The organism is Mesorhizobium sp. M1217, assembly GCF_040318275.1.
Lineage (GTDB): Bacteria > Pseudomonadota > Alphaproteobacteria > Rhizobiales > Rhizobiaceae > Mesorhizobium.
This window is the reverse complement of record NZ_JAMYMA010000010.1, coordinates 119874-137697: the sequence shown is the minus strand read 5'-3', so window position 1 is coordinate 137697 and position 17824 is coordinate 119874. Positions and strand designations below refer to the sequence as shown.

The following is a 17824-nucleotide window of genomic DNA, read 5'->3' as shown; positions in this document are numbered from 1 at the left end:
AATGCTGATCAACTTCGCCCTGATACCGACTCATGACAGGGCGGTTTTTTTGAGTTTGCCCGTGTCGGTCATCGGCAGACTGGGTACGATGACGATCGACTTTGGAACCATGAAGTTTTCCAGTCGTCTCTGGCACTCTTTCTGCAACTGCTTTTCACCGATCATGCTTCCTTGCTCCATCACGACAAATGCCTTCACTGCTTGTCCAAGCAACTCGTCCGGAACGCCGATGACCGCGGCTTCCCGTACGCCCGCAATCTCCATCAACACGTTTTCCACCTCCTTCGGCGCTATCTTCTCGCCCCGCGATTTTATGATCTCGTCGCCGCGACCGACAAAGTAGAGGTAGCCCTCGGCGTCCATCCGGCAGTAATCGCCGGTGTACAGGACCTGCTCGCCCGGCAGCGGTCCGGGCTTGAGCTTCCTGGCCGTCGCCTCCGGCTTGCCCCAGTAACCCTTCATCACCGTCGCTCCGCGGATGACGAGCTGGCCAACGACACCGTGGCCGACCCGCCTGTCATGCTCGTCGACAATCCACATTTCCGTATTGGGGATGGCGATCCCGACGCTCAACGGCTTTCGCTCGAGATCCTCCGGCGGCAGGTAGGTACAGCGCTTGCATTCGGTAAGGCCGTACATCGAATAGATACGGGCACGAGAAAATAGCTCCTGAAGCAGGAGAATGTGCTTGAGCTGCAGAGCGGCCGCAGTGTTCGTGACATAGCGAATACTCGAAAAATCCTGATCCCTGAGAGACTTGAGCTCCCCGAGTGCGGCGAAGATGGTCGGTACGCCGGGAAAGCCCGTCACCCTTTCTTGCTTGATCAGCCCAAGGATCTGCGCGGGGAAGGCGAACGAGCGTTCAAGCACCAGCCGGGCGCCCGCGCCGAATGCCATGATCATCTGGTACAGGCCGTAGTCGAAGGCGAGCGGCAGGACGTTGAGGATCACCTCGTCTTCAGCAAGCGCCAGGTATGAGGAAATCGAGGCGCACGCGGCAACCATGTTTCGGTGCGTCAGCATCACGCCCTTGGGCTCGCCCGTCGAGCCGGACGTATAAATGATTGCAGCAAGATCGATATCGATGCAGCGGCGCGCGGGCGGCGTGCTGCGGGCTGCCGCGACCGCAGTTTCCCAGCGCACAGCATGCGGCAGTTCTTGCAGGTCGTCGCGTTCGATCGGCCCGGAGACGATCATGCAGCGCAACGATGGGCAATTCCGCGCCGGCTCCCTGAAAATCGAATGCAGGTGGTTGTCGGTGATCAGTGCCGTCGGGCGGCAATCGTTGAGCAGATAACCAAGCTTGTCGCTTTTGGTGAGTGGATTGACGATGCACACCACGGCGTTGGCCTTGAGCACGGCCCAGAAAGCGATGACGGCCTCGACAGTGTTGTCGGCGAAGATCACCACCCGATCGCCGCGCGCGATTCCGGCCTGGCTCAAATGATGCGCTATGGCGTTCGAGCGCATATCGAGATCGCCGTAGGTGACACGTTGATTACCGCACACCAGGGCCACCTTCCCGCCGAGCCGGCTGGCAGAGTGGATGAGATAGTCGTGCAGGAGCGGTACGGCGCCATGCATCATGCGAGCACCTCTGCGCGATGCTCGCGGTCGATATCGACGCTGAGCTTGAGCGTGCGAGCTCCACTTGGTCGGCTCGCGATAAATTGCTCATGAAGAAGCTGCGTCGACAGCACCCCGACCAGCGCCATATTGTCGGAGTTGGACAGGTCGGCGCCGCCGGCGCTGGCCTGGCACTTGCTCAGGAGACGGGCAACCGACTTAGGATCGAAGACGTTTGCCTCGCGCAGCGCCGCCTCCGAAAGTGCTTCGCGAATATAGGCCGGAGCGCCATCGGCGACGAAGCAAAGCGCGTTGGGGGCCCGGTAGGGCTGCTTCTTGCGAGTGACGATTTCCGACGGCACAATCGGTTGCGCCACACGCTTCAGAACATGCTTTTCATCGAGCACGCGCAGCTTATAGGCGGCCGGAAGCGAATTCGCGAGCCTCACGAGTTCATGATCGAGGAATGGGAAGCGCCCCTCGACGGAATGGGCCAAGAGCATCCTGTCCCCTTGCGATGAAAGCAGGTATCCCGACATCAGCGTCTGGATCTCGATATGCTGGTCCTGCGCAAGGGAGCCCCATCGCGAAAACTCCGCCGGCAGGCGGGCAAGCAGCTCGGACACGGCGTTGCGGCGCTCCGTTTGGGCCCGCATGTCTGCCGAAAACAGCCGCTTGATAGCGCTCGTGGTACGCCAGCGCGTGCCATGCGCAAAACCAGGCGCGTCATGGGCGTGGATGTCGCGCCCGAAGAACTGGCGTGCCATCGCCTGCTGTTGCACCGGCGAGCGGCTGAGATAGGGATAGAGGCGCTCCAGCAGCCGGGAGCGTCGCGTCGAGGCGGGCTGGCGTCCCCAGAAACGGCGGACCTTGCCCTCGCGGAACAGATCGTAGCCGGCGAACATTTCGTCGGCCCCTTCGCCGGTCAGCACGACCTTGATGCCATGCTGACGCACCAGTCTCGATAGCAGGAACAGCGGCGCCGGCGCGGTCCTGAGGATTGGCCGCTCGGTGTGGTAGATCACCTCAGGGAAGATGCCAGCGATATCGCTGCGCGAAACAACCACCTCATGGTGCTCGCTTCCCGCGACGCCGGCAACCAGGCGCTGGAAATGAGTCTCGTCATACTCGGCGTCGGCAAAACGCAGGGAGAAAGTCTGGAAGCGCCCGCCGGCGAAGCGTCTTCCAAGCGCGGCGACCAGCGAGCTGTCGAGCCCGCCGGACAAATAGCAGCCGACCGGCACGTCGGCGCGTACTATCCTGAGCGCCGTAGCGGCTTCCAGGGCGCCGCGCACTTCCTCCACCGCGTCATCAAGTGAACCGGCGAATTCGTCATCGCCGGGTCCTCCGTCAACCTCTGGATAGCTTGGCTTCCAAAAAGCCCGCTCGCGAACGATGCCACTGTCATAAATGCGAATGTGCCCTGGAGTGAGTTCGCTTACTCCTCCAAACACGCCTTGTGGCGGCACGACAGTCCAGAGCGTGAAAGTCTGATCGATGCCGGCTGGATCGAAGGCGCGGGGTATATCCGCATCGGCCGCGAAAATGGCCTTCACCTCGCTGGCGAAGTAAAGCCGTCCGCCGTGCTCGCAAAAATGCAGCGGACAGATGCCGAACCGATCCCGCGACAAGACGAGTCGACCCGCCACGGAGTCCCATATGGCGACTGCCCATTGCCCATTCATCCGCTCGAAGGCGGCCTCGCCCCAGGCATGATAGGCATGGACGATGACTTCCGTGTCGCTGCGTGTGCGGAAGCGATAACCGAGCGCGACCAGGTCTTGCCGCAGCTCGATGTAATTGAAGATTTCGCCGTTAAAGACGATCCACATTGTGTCGCCCGCGCCGGCGAGTGGCTGCTGGCCACTGGCGAGATCGATGACGGACAGACGGGCATGCGCCAATCCCGCACGTTTGTCCCGGTAAAGACCGCGCTCGTCCGGGCCGCGATGCGCCAGTGTGCCTACCATGCGCATCAGCGCACCACGGGAAGGGGGCGCCGCGGCGGCGCTCAGCGACACAATTCCGGCGATGCCGCACATCGCCTAGCCCTCGCCCATTGAAGAGGACACCAACGGCCGCGCGTGAAGATAGCGTGCGGCGCGTCGTTTGCTGTCGATATCCTTGAAAACTTTCTGAACCTGCGCCACTGTGAGACCGGTGGCCTCAGCGACGTCTTCGTTAGCGATCCCGTGGTTTAACCCGTAGAGGCACAGATCCATCAGATAATAAGGCAGTGCGAAGTAGAACTCCTCCTGGCTCTGCGCCATCGAGAAGGTGTCCGTGGTGGGCGGTCTGCGTCGGACCTCTTCGTCCACCCCAAGATATTCGGCCAACTGATAGACCTGGGTCTTGTAGAGGTGAACGATTGGCATCAGGTCGGCGATTCCGTCGCCCTGCTTGACGAAGAAGCCCTGGTCGTATTCCAGGCGGTTCGGCGTGCCCGCTACCGCATAGTTGAGGCGGTCGGCATGATAGTACTCGGTCATCTTGCGCAGGCGCTGCTTGTAATTGGTTGCGGCGACGATCTGCAGATAGGCTGCCGACGGCAGACGCACCGTGTCGGTCCTGCCCTCAGGGTCCTGAACCGTGAGGCGCGTGATGTTGAGACCATTGCTCTCGAGAACTGAGGCCAGCACCAGCTTGCATTTCCAGCCGTCCCCATAGTCGGGGACGACAGTCTGGATTGCCTCGGTCTGCCGACAATAGGCGCCAATCGCTTCGAGGGCCGGTGTTATGTCCTCCAGGATCGCATCGATGCCAAGCTGTGCGGCGACAGTGCGGCCAAGGCTTAGCGAGTCACCGGAGGAGTGGCGCTCCGGCATGAATATTCCGAGGACCTTGTCTTTCCCAAAGGCGCGAACACACAACGCCGCGACGACGGAGCTGTCGATGCCGCCTGAGAGGCCGACAACCGCGCCTCGACGTCGCAGCGTGCCAAGGACCTGCTGGCGCAGGATCTGGACGATGCGATCGACCTCCGCAGCAGCGTCGAGCACAAGCGCGTCCTTGCTGAATGTTGAGATCAGGTCGATAGCTTGTACTCCAGTTTGCGAGACTCGGTTGGCGAATAGGTTTGCGCCACCGCTTTCTCGATAAGGGGGCGGTTGGTGGCGAGGTGAGGCTCTACGACCAGATCGATGTGGCTGCCGACGATCGGAATCACGTCCAGATGTCCGAAAGCGCGATCCCAGCCGATGGCCAGAGGCATTCCGGGTCGAGCACAGCGGAACAGGGTGCCTGTGATCGGCAGCGCCGGCTTTGGCTCGGCCACCCACTGGAAGAAGGCTCGCGCGCGCAAAACCTCTTGCAGTTCCAGTTTGGTTCTAAAACTCGTCGCGTTGAACTGTCCCTGAGCGAAACGATCGAGAAACCGGACCAGTTGCGCCTCGCGCCGCATTGCCACGGCGACTTTCGCGAGGGCCCGGCAAGCCATCCGATAAGCGGATACGCGGTTGGTTCGGATTCGATTGAATGTGCGCGTAAACGTCTCCCAGCGAGCGCTTCGCTCGCCGACGAGACTGGTGTCGAGAATGCCAAGGAACCTTACGGTCCGCCCCGCGGCCAGCAGCCGCGCCGCAACTTCGAAAGCGACAGCACCGCCGAGCGAATGACCGAGAAGTCGTATATGACCCGCGGGTTGAGCGCGGCGGATCTGCTCGACGGCGGCATCGGCCATGTCGGAGAGGCTGTTTTGCCCGCGCAGGATCATGGTCAGGGCTGGGTACCTGATCGGGGCAACGCGGGTGATCTTGCCCATCGCTGCTGCAAAGGCAGCAAGGCTCGGGCCGTAGCCGACGGATCCCGGGAACAGAAAAAGAATTGGAGGATCATGCTTCTGGGCGCGCGCGCTTTGGTCGCCTGCCTGTGCAGACGCGACCGCCTTGACCATCTCGTCCAGGCTCATTCCAACGGTGAACGCCTCAAGGCCGAGTTCCTGCCCGATGGCGCTTTCGATTTCCATGACGCAGTGCAGCAGCTTCAGCGAGTCTCCTCCGGCGTCATCCCAGCGTCCCGCCGCTACGCGCGTATTGAGGATGCTGGTCCACGCCCGCTGGACGATCTGCTGCGCCGTCAGCTTGCCTCGCGGCTCGAGCGGACGCGCCGTCGCTGCCGTCCCTCTGGCTGAAAGATCCATCTCTGCAAGTGTCGAGATGTCCACCTTGCCGCTTGGCAGACGCGGGATCTCGGCGATCGTGTGTAACCGCAAGGGACGCAGCGGCGGTGGCAGATTGGTCCTCACAAGCTGGCGAAGCTCGTCCGAAAAGCTCGCTTCGGCCGAGCGCCGAGGAACGGCAAAGGCGACAAGCTCATTGGCCGCAGTCACGATTGCCACGGCATCCGCAACAGCAGGCGCGCAACGCAGCACCCGTTCGAGTTCGGCTGGCTCGACGCGTCGACCGTTGATCTTTACCTGCCGTCCCTTGCGACCGACGATGTGCAGTAAGCCTTGATTATCAAGTCGGACGAGGTCACCTGTCGCGAAAATCCGAAGGCCTGGATCGTCCGGATCTGATGTCGCCGGCATAACCGCCCCGTCCTCCCAATGGCCAAGCAAGACATACGGGCTCCTGATCAGAAGCTCTCCGCTGCGGCCCGATTGAACGCAGCGGCCCGCTTCGTCGACAATTGCGAAGGTGATTCCAGGCAGCAGCCAACCAACTGGAACCGAATCTCCATGCTCCGGCCAGTCTCGCGGCAAGAACCATTGTGAGCCGGTGGTCTCGGTTGACGAGTAACCGATCTGGATGAGGCACGTATCGGAGACGGCCTTGCGCAGCAGTGCGATGTCGGTCCAGGGCACCTTCTCGCCACCGATCCGGGCGACTCTAAGCGAATGGAACGCTTCAGCAGGTCCGTCGGCCATGAGCGCGCGAAGCAGCGCCGGCACCAGATAGGTGATTGTCACGCCTTCGGATCGCACTAGGCGCTGAACGGCGCGCAAGCCGACCGCTTCGACTTCGACCAGATGCAAAGTGGCCCCGGTGAGAAGGGCTGCAAGAATCTCCCGGTACCCGGCGATTGTGGCGGGTCCGGTCAATGGCAGGAAAACATCATCCGAGTTGATGTGGCATGCATCGACATATTGCTGGACCCGGCACAGCAAGCTGCGCTGGCTGTTAACGATGCCTTTGGGGCGGCCTGTGCTCCCTGACGTATAAAGCACGATGGCGGGCGCATCGACCGAGACGGGGTAAGGCTGAGGCACTTGTACCGATTGCGAGGCCGCACTGGTGGGCACATCGATCCAACTGACTTGGTGAGGCAAACCGGCGGGTCGGACATTGCCCTCGCCCAGGATGGCCGAGAGCCGCGCCCCCGCCACGATTTCCAGGATCCGCGAGCTGGGATCTCGCGCGTTGAGTGGCACCGAAAGTCGCCCAGCCGTCATGCTTGCCAGGATGGCGATGGGATACCAGGCCGAGTTGGCCTGAAGAATCCCTATCGCCTGTCCGTCTGGGACGGCGGCAGCGATCTGGTAGGACAGCGTCTCAACTGACCGGAGAAGCTGGGAATAAGTCAGACGATTGGCGCCGTCGCTGATTGCGAGCTTGTCGGGGTACTGGCGGACCATATTTCTCAGGTGATCGAATACGGCAACGTTGGTAAAATCGGTGCCCAATCCTTGAAATGGGCGCAGTACCGGACCACCCTGATCCAGTGCGTATTGTGGAACACTTGACCATTTATTGGAGGTCGTTGTCTGACAATCCACCGCTAGATCCTGATCCGCGACTTCTGATCCCAAATATGCCGAAGACATGAGTTGCCCACGCTAAGATTAGGATCACTTATCGCCTCCCGCCCCAATCTTTTCATCGATCATTCTGATGATGCCCCGATCTTCGCCCAAGGACGCTTGGTTAGTCACTTCGCCTGTTTCGCAAGCCGCCGGCAGAGCCAATCATGCCGGGCTCGCGTGGTGCGCTTGACGCAGCGAGCACTGGCGTTCGTGCCAAGTTGGCAACGCCTGTTACACATCTGCCAAGGTGGGATCGAAGACGGAATCGCCGCTATTCAGGCACATTGCCTATTCTGTGGTTCTCCCGGACGATACCGGCAATGGTTCAGTATCGGAGTAGCTGCCGGCGACAAAACAATATGCATAGATCTGTCCCCGATTTTCGTCAGTCACGCGGATCCAGTCTTTTTCCCACTTTCGGAAGGTAATATGTCCATCGGTCACCATGGCCGCAGCCTTGAACGGACTCGGCGCGTTGACGACGCGCACCGAGATCACATCGTCGCCGTCCATACGCTCGACGAGATACGTCTGCATGAAAGCCTCCCGCTAAACCACCCGCACTTTAACGCCGGCTAATAGATTCGGTTGCAACGTGCTTGGCGAAACTTGGGGTGGACACGTCCATACCTGCAGGCACCTTCGCACTCGGCGTCGGCCGCGATGGTCTCGCCTGTCGGCAACGGTTCGCGCGCCCTGAGCGTCGAGACCAAAAGAAGCTCAAGACAGCTCAGCGGGCTGAGATATCGGCCGGATGGCTGAGCGCGCAGCCTGCGCGCCGCCCAGACCGGCACCATCGCCGCGCCGATTTCGGACGTCACCAACCCCTTTTTCGCCGAGTTCGTACGCGGACTGGGGACGCAGCCCACCAGCGCGCCGAGCGCTATAATATTCTGCTGTTCAACACCGAGGAGAAACACGGCACGCGAAGCGCGCGAGATCGACCGGGTGCTGGAGCGCCGCATCGACGGCATCGTCATGGCACCGGCGGCGGCAACGAGGAGTTGCTCGCCGACCTCGCCGAGAGCGGACTGTCACTCGTCTTCGGCCACCGCAGGCTGAAGGGCGTGCTGCTGGAACGTCAGTCGTATTTGGCCAGGAAGCGCCCGACGGCGGCGAGGCAGTCGTGCTTTTCCTCGACATGCGGCATGTGGCTGGAATTCGGGAAGACCAAACCTTCGACGTGGGGAATACGATCGAGAAAGGGCTGGACGCAGGCCTCGGTCGCTTCGTCGTAGAAGCCGCGGAAAACCAGGGTCGGCGCCTCGATCTGATGCAGGCGGTCGACGATGGTCCAGTTCCGCATCGTGCCGATGACGTGGAACTCATTGGGACCATTCATGGTGTGATAGACGGTCGGATCTTCCTCGATTGCCGCAAATGTCCGGGCGACCTCTGGCGGCATCGGAACGACGCGACAGACATGGCGGTCGTAGAAAGCCTTCGTCGCCGCAACATATTCCGGATGATCGGTGGTTCCTGCCGCTTCGTGCCGGTCGAGCGCGCTTTGTACATCGACTGGCAGCCCGGCGCGCAATTGCCGGGCTCCTTCCACCCACAGCACCATCGAGGCCAGCGAATTGGCCAGGATCAATGCCTTGAGCCCCTCCGGGCGGCGCACCGCGTGCTCGGCCGAAAGTATGCCGCCCCAGGATTGGCCCAGCAGGGCGTAGCGGCTGGCAATGCCGAGATGGGCGAGCAGCGCATCGAGTTCGCCCAGGAAGAAATCGACGGTCCAGAAGTCACCGCCCTTATCCGGCAGATGGGTCGATTTGCCATTGCCGATCTGGTCGTAGTGGATGACGGCTCGTCCGGTTTCGGCAAGCTCCTTGAATGAATCCACATAGTCGTGCGTGCAGCCCGGTCCACCATGAGCGACGATCAGGGGCAGCTTGCCCGAGGTGAGGTCTCCGGTCACTCGGTACCAGGTGCGATAGCCCTGGTATTGGCTAAATCCTTCGGTGATCGCATGCGCCGTCACAATCAAAGCTCCGCATCATGGCGCGGCAGGAGCCGAAGTGTGGACCCTCCCAAGCCTTGTTTTGCGGCCGACGGTACTAAGCGGCCCGGCGCATTTACAGCTAGCACTATTTATAGGTTTGCCGGTTATGAGTTTGCCCGAGGCAAGGCCGATCGCCCGCAGGTCGAGAGCCTCAATGCTCCGGTTCAAGCAGCCGGTAATGGGCGGCGAGCGCGATGGCATGGAAGCGGTTGCGCGCGCCAAGCTTTCGCGTCGCCGCGTTGAGGTGCAGCGTTGCGGTAGGCACCGCGCGGCCAATCTCACGCGCGACCTGCTTGGCCGTCAGTCCGGCAGCGGCCAGGCGCAGGCACTGGCGTTCGCGCGACGTCAGATGGACATGTTGGCAGGTGCGGATTCCAGCATCGAAACCGGCATAGACGGAATCATGCAGCAGATGACCCAGATCGCCGATCTCGGCGATGAAGGGTCTGGCTTCGGCCTCGAACCCGGCCTCCGGATCGGCACGGATAGCGGTGAAGGTGGCGAGATCGCCGCCGGCAAGGCGAATGGGTACGGTGACGCCGCAGGTCATCCTCGTGTCAAGCAGATAGCTGACCACAGGATCGTGCTTGGACTGAAGCACACGCTGCATGACGTTGCTCTGAACGCCGTTGTGCGACCAGAGAAACGGTCTCGATACCGCGAGCGCGGCCTCCTGCACCGGGTCGAGCTGATAATATCCGCCCTTGCACCAGAGATCCTGCATGTCGCGCGGCACGTTGCGCAGAGCCATCAGCGAGGGCGTGATAAGCTCGCCCTTGTGACTGACCGGCACCGGCGTATAGTCGTAGATGAATGCGGTGAAACCGATGGGCTCCAGCACCTCCGTCGCCATCGCCATGGCAGCGTCGATGCTCATTCCAGTTCGGAACCGGCTCTCTAGATCGCCTGGAAGGCTTTGCATCCGGCAAGCTTACCCGCTGATGATTGCTTGTCAAATAGCCATGTCGGGCGACTGCTCAACAAATAGGCGGGAATAAGCCTGTCCGACCCTATCTATCTTAATAGCTATCCCGTCCGGCTTCGCTCGCCGTAGTCTTTTGCGATTGGGCGAAGTAGCGAACGCCGTTCGCAAACCCAGGACTGTTTTCAGCCGCGCGGTGGTCGATCGACCGGATTCAGCGCGGCAAAAGCCGACACGCCTCCATGAGGGAACAAATATGCGACCCCAAAAAGCATTTGCAGCGTTGATACCCGGGCTGGCTCTGCTCGGCGTGACGATGATGTCGCCGGCAAGCGGTGCCTTGGCCGCCGAGGGCAAGCCAGGCGGCACGCTCCGATTGCTGGCCAATGCCGCGGCAGGCACCGCCGATCCGCACATCAATTACACGCTGCAGTATTTCCAGATCAATTATGTCCTCTACGATGGCCTGGTGACCTACAGGAAGGCCGGAGACAAGACCGGGTTCGAGGTCGTCGCGGACCTGGCGGAAAGCCTCCCGCAGGTCGAGAACGGCGGCAAGACCTATGTCTTCAAGCTGCGCAAGGGCATCAAGTTCGCCGATGGCTCGGACGTCACGACCAAAGACGTGGTCGCTTCGTTCCAGCGCATCTTCAAGATCAGCGGGCCGACGGCCGGGACCTTCTACAAAGGCATCATCGGCGCGGATGCATGCTTGAAGGCGCCCGCGACATGCTCCCTCAAAGGTGGCCTGTCTGTCGATGATGCGGCCGGAACCATTACCTTCAACTTGGTCCAGCCGGATGCCGAGTTCCTGCAGAAGCTTGCCGTTCCACACGCGTCGATCCTGCCGGCGAGCGCGCCGCTCAAGGACGTCGGCACCGATCCGATTCCGGGCACCGGACCCTATATGATCGCCAGCTACGACCCCAACAAGCTGATGAAGATTGTGCGCAACCCTCACTTCAAGGAATGGAGCAAGGAAGCGCAGCCGGCCGGATATCCGGACGAGATCGACTATGAATTCGGCCTTACCGACGAGGCGGCGGTGACGGCGGTCGAGAATGGCCAGGCGGACTGGATGTTCGATCCGCCGCCGTCCGACCGTCTCGCCGAACTCGGCACCAAATATGCCAAGCAGGTCACGGTTCACCCGCTGACGGCGATGTGGTATGCGCCGATGAACACCAATCTGGCGCCGTTCAACGACATCCGCGTTCGCCAGGCGGTGAACTTCGCCATCGACCGCGCCGCGATCGTCAAGCTTTTCGGCGGCAGCAATCTGGCGCAGCCGGCCTGTCAGATCCTGCCGCCGGGCTTCCCGTCATTCGCAGCCTATTGCCCGTTCACCGCCAATCCGGGTGAGAAGTGGTCCGCGCCGGATATGGATAAGGCCAAGCAATTGGTTGCTGAATCGGGAACCGCAGGTCAGGAGGTGACGATCATCACCGAGGACACCACTGTCTCCAAGGCGATCGGCGTCTATCTGCAGGACGTGCTCAACCAGCTTGGCTACAAGACATCGGTCAAGCCGATTTCGCAGAACATCCAGTTCACCTACATCCAGAACACCAACAACAAGGTGCAGATTTCGATCTCGCAATGGTTCCAGGATTACCCGGCGCCATCGAATTTCCTGCAGGTCTTGTTCAGCTGTGCCTCGTTTACGCCAGGTTCCGACGCCTCGGTCAATATTTCGGGGTTCTGCGACAAGTCGATCGACGCATCGATGGACGAGGCAGAGGCAGCCACCATCGCCGATCCGGCCAAGGGCGCGACACTCTGGACCGCCATCGACAAGGCGGTGACGGACAAGGCGCCGGTCGCCGTCCTGTTCACGCCGAAGCGGGTCGATGTCATCTCGTCCAGGCTGAAGAACTTCACCTTCAGCCCACAATTCTACTGGATCGTCAGCCAGTCTTGGGTGGAATAACCTCCCGGAGCCAATGCGACGGAGCGCCGCCGGCTCTCCGTCGCATTTCCTTTTCCGGCGGATCAGCGCATCTTTCAGGCCGAGATTTTTCCTAGGCAATCCTGTTCATGGTCAATGTCATTGCGGATCAGCCCGCCATCTCGGTTCGCCGGGCCACCGATGGCCCGTGGCGCACGGCATGGCGCAAGCTGAAAGGCGATCGTTCGGCAATATCGGCATTCGCCGTGCTCGTCGTCGTCGTGATCGCCTCGCTCGCGGCGCCGCTTTATGCGCGGTACGTCTCCGGCACCGATCCATTTGTGACCAATCTCAATGGCGAGGTCGTCGTCGATGGGGTGACCCAGCCGGTGCTGCAGCCCTCCACAGAAGGCCTTGGCCTCGGCATGACGCCGATCGGGCCGACGTGGCGCATCGGTCCCTACCTGCTCGGAGCCGACAACCAGGGCCGCGACGTCGCGGCGCGGCTGCTTTACGGCGGACGGGATTCGCTGTTGATCTCGGGTGCTGCAGCCGCGCTGTGCCTCGTCCTCGCGACGTTTCTGGGGGTCGTCTCCGGGTTCTTCGGTGGCATCGTCGACATCGGCCTGTCGCGCATTCTCGACGTGCTCTGGGCCTTCCCGATTTTCCTGCTGGCGATCTCGCTGTCGATCGTGCTGATTGCGCAGAGTATCCAGATCGGTCCATTCGAAATCCGCTCCGGCAGCCTGTGGCTACCGGTCTTCATCATCGGCATCGTCTATGTGCCCTATGTGGCGCGGCCGATCCGTGGCCATGTCCTGACCTTGATGCATGCCGAATTCGTGACCGCTGCGATCGGCCTGGGCGCGTCGCCCTGGCGCATCCTTTTGCGCGACATCATGCCCAATGTGGTGACCCGGATCATCGTTTTCGTGCCGTTGATCCTGGCGCTCAACATGATGACGGAATCCTCGCTGTCGTTCCTGTCGATCGGCGTGCAGCCGCCGGATGCCAGCTGGGGCACCATCATCCAGGACGGCCAGGGCCTGCTCTATTCGCGGCCGGTCGTTGCACTGGCGCCGGGGCTGGCCATCGTCATCACGGTCCTGGCCCTCAACATTCTGGGCGACGGCGTACGCGACGCGCTCGATCCGAAATCCTCGCCGAGGGGCGTCTAGTGGTTGCCGCGCTCGGCTTCCGGCTTGGCCAGATGGTGCTGGTCATGTTCGGCATAAGTGTCGTTGCTTTCCTGATTTTCTTTGCGACGCCGGGCGCCGATCCGTCGGCGCGCATTGCCGGCCGCAATGCTTCGCAAGAGACGTTGATCCAGGTGCGCCACGATTTCGGTCTCGACCGGCCATTGCCTGTGCAATATGGGCTGATGATGAACCGGCTTTTTGTCAGCCGTGATCTCACCTCCTTCGTCAATCGCGGGCAGCGCGTCATCCCGACCGTGATAAGCGCCATTCCGGTGACGCTGTCGCTGGTCGGCGGCGCGGCAGTGCTGTGGGTGCTGGGTGGACTGATTGTCGGGGTGATCGCAGGCGCAACGCGCGGTACATTCGTTGATCGCGCGCTGATGATCCTGAGCCTGGTCGGCGTGTCGATCCCGGTCTTCTGGCTGGGCGAGGTCGCCAACCTGCTGACACAAAGCCGCTGGCATGACAGCTGGCTGTTTTCCTGGGTTCCTCCGCTCGGCTACATCCCCCTGACCGAGAATCCCTGGGGCTGGTTCAAGGCGCTCGTCATTCCGTGGTTCACGCTGGCAACCCTCTATGTCGGCCTCTATGGACGGGTGCTGCGCGCAAGCCTGATCGAGATGATGCAGGAGGATTTCATCCGCACCGCCCGGGCCAAGGGGATCGGCGAGCGCCGGGTGTTGCTGCATCATGGCCTCAGGACCTCGCTGGTCGCGTTCGTTACCATGTTCGGCCTCGATTTTGGTGCCCTGGTCGGCGGCGGCGCACTGTTGACCGAAGTGGTCTTCGGATTGCAGGGTGTCGGGAAACTGACCTATGAGGCACTGCAGACCCTCGATCTGCCGATGATCCTGGCCACGGTGATCTACGCCGCCTTCTTCGTGGTGATGGCAAACTTCGTCGTCGACGTCGTCTTCGTCATCATCGACCCGAGGGCACGCAATGTCGGCTGATGCTCCTCTTCTGGTGGTCAAGGACCTCACCGTCTCCTTCCGCAGCGACGAGGGCCTGGTGCGGGCGGTGGGAGGCGTCTCGTTTGCCGTCGAGCAGCGCGAGATCATCGGGGTGGTCGGCGAATCCGGTTCGGGCAAAAGCCAGACCTTGCTCGCCATCATGGGGCTGATCGACAGCCCCAACGCTATCGTCTCCGGTTCCATCCGTTTCATGGGACAGGAGCTGATCGGGCTCAGCCGGCGTGCGCTCGATGCCATTCGCGGCCGCCAGATCGCGATGATCTTCCAGGATCCGATGTCGGCGCTCACTCCTGTGCATACGATCGGCAACCAGATCGGCGAGCAGGTGCGCGCGCATGAAAAAGCGTCGGCGAAAGCCGCGCGGGCGCGGGCCGTGCAATTGCTGGATGCGGTCGGCATCGCAAATCCGGATCGGGTCGTCGACAGCTACCCGCACCAGCTTTCCGGCGGCATGCGCCAGCGTGCGGTGATTGCCATGGCACTCTCCTGCAACCCGGCGCTGCTCGTCGCGGATGAACCGACCACAGCCCTCGATGTTACCGTGCAGGCGCAGATCCTCGAGCTGATCGGACGATTGCGCGACCAGTTCGGCTCGGCGGTGATCCTGGTCACGCACGATCTTGGCGTCGTTGCCGAAGTCGCGGACCGGGTGCTGGTGATGTATGGCGGACGCTTTGTCGAGGAGGGCAGCAAGAGCAGCGTGTTCCGGGCGCCGCTGCATCCCTACACATGGGGCTTGTTCGGCTCGATCCCGCCGATGGAGGGACCACGTCCGGCCCGGCTTGCCGCTATCCCCGGGATTCCGCCCTCGCTCTCCAACCTGCCGAAAGGCTGCGCCTTCGGCCCCCGGTGTGCCTTTCGCCACGACGCCTGTCTGGTCCAGCTGCCGATCATGCAAGGCGAGAGCCATCGTGCCGCCTGCGTGTTGTCGGAGGCCACGCGCAGACAATTCGCTGTCCAGAAGGCTGGCGGCGTGGAGATGCAACGATGAATGCCGTGCCGCGCCCGCTGCTTCGCGCCGGCGATCTGTCGAAACGTTATAGCGTCGGCCGCTCGATCTTCCCGGCACAGCGCCGGACCGTACATGCGGTCGATAAGGTGTCTCTCGACATCTGGCCCCGGGAAACGCTCGGCATCGTCGGCGAGTCCGGTTGCGGCAAATCCACGCTTGGCCGGTGTCTGGTGCGTCTGACCGAAATCAGCTCGGGGTCGCTGGAATTCGAGGGCCGCGACATCAGCGATGCCTCCCAGCGCCAGCTTCGTCCGTTGCGGCGGCAGATGCAGATGGTCTTTCAGGATCCCAGCGCTTCGCTCAATCCGCGCCGGCGGGTCGGCGATCTGCTGGCCGATCCATTCCGTATCCATGAACGCCTCTCGGCATCGGAAATGGCGGACCGCGTGGCCGACCTTCTGCGCCGGGTCGACTTGTCGCCCCAGCACGCATCGCGCTATCCGCACGAATTCTCCGGCGGCCAGCGCCAGCGTATCGGCATCGCCCGCGCGCTGGCGCTGCGGCCACGGCTGATCGTGGCCGACGAGCCGGTCTCGGCGCTCGACGTGTCGATCCAGGCGCAGATCGTCAACCTGCTCGCCGATCTGCGCGAGGAGTTCAACCTGACCTATGTGTTCATCGCCCACGACCTTTCCGTGGTGCGTCAGATCTCGAGCCGTGTGGCGGTCATGTATCTGGGATCGATCGTGGAGAGTGGGCCGACCGACGAGGTCTTTGCGGCGCCCAGACACCATTACACCGCGGCGCTGCGTTCCGCCGTTCCGATACCCAGCATCGACCGGGCGCGGCGCGGGCGGTTGGTACTCAAGGGCGACCTGCCCAGCCCGATGAACCCACCTTCGGGATGCCGGTTCCACACCCGCTGCCCAGCCGCCACCTCCCTCTGCCGCAGCGAGCGTCCGCTTCTTCAAAGCATCGGCGATGGCCGCCTGCTTGCATGCCATCATCCAGCCGGTGGTTGAGAACACACGTTTCTCGTTCAGCTGCATCATCTGATCACGACCGCTCGGGCCGGGATTTCATCACGGCACGTCGGCTTCAGAGAGATCAGACGCCATCTGGACCCTGCACGATCCGGCCCTATGTTGCGCTTCGACGTGCGCGGCATGGGCACCGCGAGCCTAATACTAAAGTAACTGTTCTCGCGTTGCCGCGCGATGCTACGATTTGAGGGACGGGCATAGCCGGCCCTACAGCGCTGCGATTTTCCGCCGGAGAGGACGGAATATGGGAGGCCACTCTTCGTGCCGCAGCAGGCAGCCGCGGACATGTTGCTCGGTTGTCGACCATAAGGGAGGAAGTCACCAATGAAGATATCGTACCTGGCCTCGGCCGCGCTTCTTGCAGCGACTGCGATGCCTGCCGCAGCCGCCGAGATTTCTGACGGCAAGGTCAAGATCGGCATTCTCAACGACCAGTCGGGCGTCTATGCCGATTTCGGCGGCAAGTGGTCGGTCGATGCCGCCAAGATGGCGGTGGAGGATTTCGGCGGCAAGGTACAAGGCGCGCCGATCGAGATCGTCAGCGCCGACCACCAGAACAAGCCGGACATCGCCTCCAACATTGCGCGGCAGTGGTATGATACCGAACAGGTCGATTCCATCATGGAACTGACCACCTCCTCGGTGGCGCTGGCCGTCCAGGGGATTTCCAAGGAAAAGAAGAAAATCGACATCGTCACCGGCGCCGCGACCACCGAACTGACCGGCAAACAATGCTCGCCCTATGGCTTCCACTGGGCCTATGACACGCATTCGCAGGCGGTAGGAACCGGTGGCGCTCTTGTCCAGCAAGGCGGCGACAGCTGGTTCTTCGTCACCGTCGATTATGCATTCGGCTATTCGCTCAAGGAGCAGACCGCCAAGTTCGTCGAGAGCCATGGCGGCAAGGTGGTTGGCGAGGTGCGCTACCCGCTCGGCTCGACCGATTATTCATCCTTCCTGCTGCAGGCGCAATCGTCGGGCGCCAAGGTCATCGGGCTGGCGAACGCCGGCCTCGACACCTCCAACTCGATCAAGCAGGCGGCCGAGTTCGGTGTCGTGCAGGGCGGTCAGCGGCTTGCAGCGCTTCTGTTCACGCTGGCCGAGGTGCATGGGCTCGGCCTCGAGGCAGCGCAAGGCGTGGTGCTGACCGAAGGCTTCTACTGGGATCGCGATGACAAGAGCCGCGAGTTCGCCCAGCAGTTTTTCAAGCGCACCAACCGCATGCCGAACATGATCCAGGTCGCCACCTACTCGGCAGTGACGCAGTATCTGAAGGCGATCGACAAGGCCGGCACCGACGCGACTGAAGCCGTCGCCAAGGAATTGCATTCGATGCCGGTGAACGACGTCTTTACGGCGAACGGCAAAGTGCAGTCCGACGGCAACATGGTCCACGATATGTATCTTTATCAGGTCAAGTCGCCGAGCGAGAGCACCAAGGAATGGGACTATTACAAACCCCTTGCCACGATCCCCGGTAACGAGGCGTTCCTGAGCCCCAAGGAAAGCGGCTGTCCTACGGCCAGCGAGTGATT

General features: G+C 61.9%; 14 protein-coding genes. 6 read left to right on the top strand and 8 right to left on the bottom strand.

Translation table 11 applies throughout. The features are described 5' to 3' along the window. Window positions 1–30: 30 nt before the first annotated feature. From NKH37_RS18625 to NKH37_RS18590, 8 genes are all read right to left on the bottom strand, one after another. On the bottom strand, window positions 31–1587 hold the full coding sequence (locus NKH37_RS18625; RefSeq protein ID WP_353041267.1) for a class I adenylate-forming enzyme family protein: 1557 nt from the start codon (window positions 1585–1587) through the stop codon (window positions 31–33). Continuing rightward, window positions 1584–3608: an asparagine synthase (glutamine-hydrolyzing) gene (gene asnB, locus NKH37_RS18620; protein ID WP_353003656.1), complete on the bottom strand. Its 2025-nt coding sequence runs from the start codon at window positions 3606–3608 to the stop codon at window positions 1584–1586. Before asnB ends, NKH37_RS18625 begins: the two co-directional genes overlap by 4 nt. A 3-nt stretch (window positions 3609–3611) precedes the next feature. Next, window positions 3612–4595 (bottom strand): NAD(+) synthase, encoded by a 984-nt coding sequence (gene nadE, locus NKH37_RS18615; RefSeq protein WP_353003752.1) that lies wholly within the window; start codon window positions 4593–4595, stop codon window positions 3612–3614. Further along, window positions 4592–7330 carry an AMP-binding protein gene (locus tag NKH37_RS18610; RefSeq protein ID WP_352494499.1) on the bottom strand — a complete coding sequence of 913 codons (2739 nt, stop codon included), beginning with the start codon at window positions 7328–7330 and terminating at the stop codon, window positions 4592–4594. Before NKH37_RS18610 ends, nadE begins: the two co-directional genes overlap by 4 nt. Window positions 7331–7597: 267 nt before the next feature. Continuing rightward, the gene (locus tag NKH37_RS18605; RefSeq protein WP_353003652.1) at window positions 7598–7846 is read right to left on the bottom strand and encodes a hypothetical protein; all 249 of its coding nucleotides are present in this window, start codon (window positions 7844–7846) and stop codon (window positions 7598–7600) included. 38 nt (window positions 7847–7884) lie between these two features. Next, window positions 7885–8289: a hypothetical protein gene (locus tag NKH37_RS18600; RefSeq protein ID WP_353003650.1), complete on the bottom strand. Its 405-nt coding sequence runs from the start codon at window positions 8287–8289 to the stop codon at window positions 7885–7887. Between the two features lie 101 nt (window positions 8290–8390). Then, the gene (locus NKH37_RS18595; RefSeq protein ID WP_353003649.1) at window positions 8391–9290 is read right to left on the bottom strand and encodes a proline iminopeptidase-family hydrolase; all 900 of its coding nucleotides are present in this window, start codon (window positions 9288–9290) and stop codon (window positions 8391–8393) included. Window positions 9291–9462: 172 nt separating this feature from the next. Then, window positions 9463–10188 carry a LuxR family transcriptional regulator gene (locus tag NKH37_RS18590; RefSeq protein ID WP_023718543.1) on the bottom strand — a complete coding sequence of 242 codons (726 nt, stop codon included), beginning with the start codon at window positions 10186–10188 and terminating at the stop codon, window positions 9463–9465. A 301-nt stretch (window positions 10189–10489) separates the two neighbouring features. Here NKH37_RS18590 and NKH37_RS18585 point away from each other — a divergent pair, with 301 nt between their 5' ends. From NKH37_RS18585 to NKH37_RS18560, 6 genes are all read left to right on the top strand, one after another. Beyond that, complete coding sequence (locus NKH37_RS18585) at window positions 10490–12163, top strand: ABC transporter substrate-binding protein (protein ID WP_352484597.1); 1674 nt, start codon at window positions 10490–10492, stop codon at window positions 12161–12163. Window positions 12164–12270: 107 nt separating this feature from the next. Further along, complete coding sequence (locus NKH37_RS18580; RefSeq protein WP_352484598.1) at window positions 12271–13299, top strand: ABC transporter permease; 1029 nt, start codon at window positions 12271–12273, stop codon at window positions 13297–13299. Then, the gene (locus NKH37_RS18575) at window positions 13299–14273 is read left to right on the top strand and encodes an ABC transporter permease (protein WP_352484599.1); all 975 of its coding nucleotides are present in this window, start codon (window positions 13299–13301) and stop codon (window positions 14271–14273) included. The genes NKH37_RS18580 and NKH37_RS18575 overlap by 1 nt, the downstream gene beginning before the upstream one ends. Beyond that, window positions 14263–15285: an ABC transporter ATP-binding protein gene (locus tag NKH37_RS18570; protein WP_352484600.1), complete on the top strand. Its 1023-nt coding sequence runs from the start codon at window positions 14263–14265 to the stop codon at window positions 15283–15285. The genes NKH37_RS18575 and NKH37_RS18570 overlap by 11 nt, the downstream gene beginning before the upstream one ends. After that, window positions 15282–16268, top strand: a complete 987-nt coding sequence (locus NKH37_RS18565) for an ABC transporter ATP-binding protein (RefSeq protein WP_352484602.1) — start codon at window positions 15282–15284, stop codon at window positions 16266–16268. Before NKH37_RS18570 ends, NKH37_RS18565 begins: the two co-directional genes overlap by 4 nt. A gap of 345 nt (window positions 16269–16613) precedes the next feature. Beyond that, complete coding sequence (locus NKH37_RS18560; protein ID WP_353003644.1) at window positions 16614–17822, top strand: ABC transporter substrate-binding protein; 1209 nt, start codon at window positions 16614–16616, stop codon at window positions 17820–17822. The last annotated feature ends 2 nt before the right edge of the window (window positions 17823–17824 follow it).